The 4,302-nt window shown below is 71.8% G+C and carries 4 protein-coding genes; 2 read left to right on the top strand and 2 right to left on the bottom strand.

Annotation, left to right across the window (positions count from 1 at the left end; translation table 11 throughout):
- Together V7Z97_RS19555 and V7Z97_RS19550 are read right to left on the bottom strand one after the other, a co-directional pair.
- Positions 1-504: prepilin peptidase (locus tag V7Z97_RS19555; protein WP_334165171.1), on the bottom strand; the 504-nt coding region annotated here is incomplete at its 3' end.
- A 10-nt stretch (positions 505-514) separates the two neighbouring features.
- Entirely contained in the window at positions 515-1,087 is a 573-nt protein-coding gene (locus tag V7Z97_RS19550) for a recombinase family protein (RefSeq protein WP_334165169.1), read from the bottom strand.
- Positions 1,088-1,315: 228 nt separating this feature from the next.
- Between V7Z97_RS19550 and V7Z97_RS19545 the strand changes: the two genes are divergently transcribed.
- Both V7Z97_RS19545 and V7Z97_RS19540 read left to right on the top strand, forming a co-directional pair.
- Complete coding sequence (locus tag V7Z97_RS19545) at positions 1,316-1,630, top strand: hypothetical protein (protein ID WP_334165166.1); 315 nt, start codon at positions 1,316-1,318, stop codon at positions 1,628-1,630.
- Between the two features lie 175 nt (positions 1,631-1,805).
- A partial coding sequence (locus tag V7Z97_RS19540) for a TonB-dependent receptor (RefSeq protein WP_334165165.1) occupies positions 1,806-4,302 on the top strand: 2,497 nt, incomplete at its 3' end.

Here is a 4,302-nt window from a genome sequence, read left to right as displayed (position 1 = left end):
GATCAGCACCGTGGGCAGGGCGGTCCAGCCGACCCAAGCCCCGCCGCCGGCCAGCAGGTAGGCGTCGCCGCCCCCCAGGCCTTCGCGCCCGCGCAGCCGCCGGTACGCCCAGGCGACCACGGCGAGCACCGCGAACCCCGCCGCCGCGCCGATCGCCCGCGCCGCCAGCACGTCCGCGCCTTCGCCCAGCGCCGCGGCCAGGCCGGTGGCGATCAGCGGCAGGGTCAGCACGCGCGGCAGCCACAGATGTTCGGCGTCCAGGATCGCCAGCAGCAGGAGCTGCCAGGCCAGCAGCGCGCCCAGCACGCCGGTCGCGTCCGGCCGGGCCGCCAGCGCCCAGGCGGCCAGGGCGGGGCAGGCCAGCGCCAGGGCCGCCACGCGTCCCCGCCCGGGCCGCGCCGCCACGCCCGGCAGCCGCACGGACAGGCTCGCCAGCACCGGCCCCACGGCCGCGCCCAGGAGGATCGCGCCCCAGCCCAGGGGCGGCAGGCCGGACGGGTTCAAGGCGGCCCGCTCAATCGCCGATCGCCTCCCAGACCTCGTTGGGCGAGACCTGGAAGAGCAGGCTGAGCGAGCGCAGGGACGTCCCCTCGCGGTGCAGCTTGCGGGCGTATTCGATCTGGTACTTGGAGAGCGGCTTGCGGCTGCCGCTATTGGCGCGCGAGGCGGCGCCGGCGGGCGAGCGGCTGGGCCGCCGCGCCTCGTGCTCGGCCAGCAGGGCCAGCACCCGGCGCACGTTCTCGGCCGGCGGCAGGGTCTCGCTCTCGTCCGGCCCCTCGACGATCCGCAGGACGACGCCGACCTCCAGGAAGGTGCGGATCAGCTGGGCCAGTTCGCCGGTGGACCGCTGGAAGGCGTCGAGGCTCTGGACGATCACCTCGTCGCCCGCCTTCAGCCCGGCGAGCAGCCGCCCCAGGCGCCGCTGCGCCTCGGGCGTCGGCGGGCCCTCCTGCAGGATCAGGTCGCACCGCGCCTGCTCGAACAGGGCGCGCTGGCGAAGGGGCGGAGCGAGGCCCTCGACCTCTCGAACGATGCCGTACCGCAAAGCCTCGCGAACCCCGCCCTCGTCGCCGCCGCGGCCGCCCACTGCGGTCCGGCTCCCCCGGCGGGGCAATATCGGCGCCGTCTGCGACAGGCCGGTGAAGCTTCGATGAGGGTTCGGCGACGCGGCCGGCCGGCGGGGCGGATCGGGACTGTTTCGCGTAACCTGTTATCGGTTGTCGCGCGTTTGTCATGTCACTGTAACAGACGGGAAGCTTGGGGTAGGCTTTCCCCTTACGACGGCCTCGAGACCGCCGAAGAGGAGGAAGACGCGATGCGTATGGTGCTCTGCGTTGCGGCCGCGGCCGCGCTTCTGGCCGGTCCCGCCCTTGCCCACGAGCCGGCGAAGGCGGCCAACGCCCCCGCCGCCGGCAGGGACGCGGTGTCCGGGGCCCAGGCCGCGTGGGAGACCCGCGAGGTCTATATCTGCGACAGCTCGCCCCTGACCCGGCGCGGCTTCGCCCGCGAGTTCGGCTCGGCCGAGTTCGTCACCGCCGAGGCGGTCGTCCGGGGCGACGTGGACGGCGGCCCGCGCTGCATGACCCGGGCCGAGGCCCGCAAGCTCAAGCGGCTCGCCAGCGCCCGCTAGGGCCTTCCCGGCAGCCCACCGCCGGCCGCGACCGGCGGAACTTCAAGCTGGTCGACTGGCGCGAGGTGAGGCGGGCGCTCGCCATCCCCTGACCGTCACGGAACTGACGTTCCGGCGTAACGCTGCTGACGTGTGCGGCGCCTAAGCACCCCCGCAACAGACATCGGGGGTAGTCATGCGATTGGACAGAATGGCGGCGAGCCGGATCGCGCTCGTCGCGGCGCTCGCCTGGTCGGGGACGGCCGTGGCCCAGGAGTCCGGGACGGTGGACGAGCTGGTCGTCACCGGCCAGCGGCTCTCCCAGCAGCGGGCCATCGACACCAAGCGGCAGGCCGCGGGCGTCGTGGACGCCATCTCCGCCGACGAGATCGGCCGCCTGGCCGACAAGAACGTCGCCGAGAACGTGGAGCGCCTGCCCGGCGTGGGCCTCGCCTACGACCAGGGCGAGGGCCGCTACGTCTCGATCCGCGGCACGCCCGCCCAGCTCAACAACGTCACCCTGAACGGCGTCGAGGTCGGCAACCCCGACGGCGACAGCCGCGCCCTGCCGCTGGACGTCATCTCCGGCCAGCTCCTCGGCCGCATCGAGGTGGTCAAGGCCGTCACCCCGGACATGGACGCCCAGGGGATCGGCGGCACGGTCAACCTCGTCACCCAGTCGCCCTTCGATTTCCGCCAGGACCGCTTTGCCCGCGGCTCCCTCCAGGTGGGCTACCAGGACTTCAACGAGAAGACGCCGGTGCAGGGCGACGCCACCTTCGGCCTGCTGTTCGGCCAGGGCCGTTTCGGCCTGCTGGTGGGCGTCAACGGCTCGTCGCGCGACTACCGCTCCGACGGCCTCTATCCCGACGACTGGCGCACCGTGCCGGGCGTCGCCCGCGGCGGCCTGCCGATCAATCTCAAGTACACGAACTACAACCTGAAGCGGGAGCGGATCGGCGCTTCGGCGGCCCTCGAGTTCCGCCCGCAGGACGGCGACAAGCTCTATGTCCGCGGGCTCTATTCGAAGTTCACCGAGGACGAGTACCGCCAGCGCTTCCGGCTCGACTTCGCCTCCAACCTGGCCAACGTCACGCTCAATGCCGACGGGGCCACCGGCGTCTCGCGCAACGTCGACGCCCGCCAGGACCTGCGCCTGGAGTACAAGGAGAAGAGCATCTCCTCCGTCTCCGCCGGCGGCGAGCACGAGCGGGGGCCCTGGTCGCTCGAGTACGACCTCTCCTGGGGCTACAACGAGCTGATCGAGCCGAACCAGGTCTGGCAGTTCCGCCTGCCCAGCGCCAACCTCACCGTCGACTTCGACATGCGCCCGCTGCTCTACACGGCCGATGCGCGCAACCTCTCGGCCTCGTCCTTCCAGTTCCGCCAGCACACCATCCAGGACGAGTACGGCGAGGAGACCAACCTCGCCGGCCGCATCGACCTGCGCCGCAGCCTCGACATCGGCGAGGACAGCTACCTGAAGGTCGGCCTGAAGGTCCGCGACACCGACAAGATGTTCGACGGCCGCACCGACCAGTACGACCGCGGCGCCACGGCCAACCGCTTCACCCTCGCCGACTTCGGCCTGCAGGGCCCGGTGATGGAGGTGGACGTGGACGACCGGGTCTACCTCAACCGCTTCACCATCGACGCCGACGGGATCCGCGCCTTCACCGCCCAGAACCTCGGCGGAGCCCGCATGGTGCGCAACCTCGGCAACACCCTGGCGAACGAGACCCTCAGCGACTACGACCTCACCGAGCGGGTCCTCGCCGGCTACGTCATGGCCGACGTGGACTTCGGCGGCTGGCGGCTGATCGGCGGCTGGCGCGTCGAACGCACCGAGACCGACGTGGCGGGCTTCCGCCTCGAAGAGGACACCGGGGCGGTCATCCCGGTGAGCCAGTCGGGCGAGTACACCAACTTCCTGCCCAACCTGCACCTGCGCTTCGAACCCCGGGACGACGTCGTGGTGCGGCTCGCCTACACCCGCACGCTCGGCCGGCCGCAGTATCCGCAGCTCCGTCCCGGCGGCGCCCTCGGCTTCACCGAGGTCACGCCCGGCGTCTTCGAGGGCGAGCTCGCGGAGGGCAACGCCGACCTCAAGCCCTTCGTCTCCGACAACCTGGACGCCACGGCGGAGTGGTACTTCGCCCGCGGCGGCCTGCTCTCGGCCGGGGCCTTCTACAAGAAGATCAGGGACCCGATCTTCTCCTTCGAGGAGACGCTGACCGGCGTCACCATCGACGGGCGCGCCTACAGCCGGCTCGAATACACCCAGCCGCGCAACGCCGACGAGGGCGAGATCAAGGGCGTCGAGTTCGCCTACCAGCAGCAGTTCACCTTCCTGCCGGGGATCTGGGGCGGCTTCGGCGTGGCGGCGAACGTCACCTTCACCGAGTCCAGCCTGACCGTCCCCGACCGTGGCGAGCTGCCGTTCCCGGCCCAGTCGGACCTGCTCTGGGGCGCCCAGCTCTTCTACCAGCAGGGGCGGCTGGAGGCGGCGCTCTCGTACCACCACACCGGCCGGGCCATCCAGGGCCTCGGCTCCAGCGACGACGCCGACACCTGGGACGATGACTACCGGCGCCTGGACGCCAAGGCGAGCTATGCGCTCACCGACAATCTCGAGGTCTTCGTCGACCTGCAGAACCTCAACGACGAGGTGCTGCGCGAGTACCAGGGCGGCC

The organism is Phenylobacterium sp. (assembly GCF_036821595.1).
Lineage (GTDB): Bacteria > Pseudomonadota > Alphaproteobacteria > Caulobacterales > Caulobacteraceae > Phenylobacterium.
Note: the sequence above shows the minus strand (reverse complement) of the source record. Positions and strands in the feature narration are given on the sequence as shown.

Coding starts and splice junctions, on each gene's coding strand:
- V7Z97_RS19545 (WP_334165166.1), top strand. CDS start 1,316: ATGCGTATGGTGCTCTGCGTTGCGGCCGCGGCCGCGCTTCTGGCCGGT.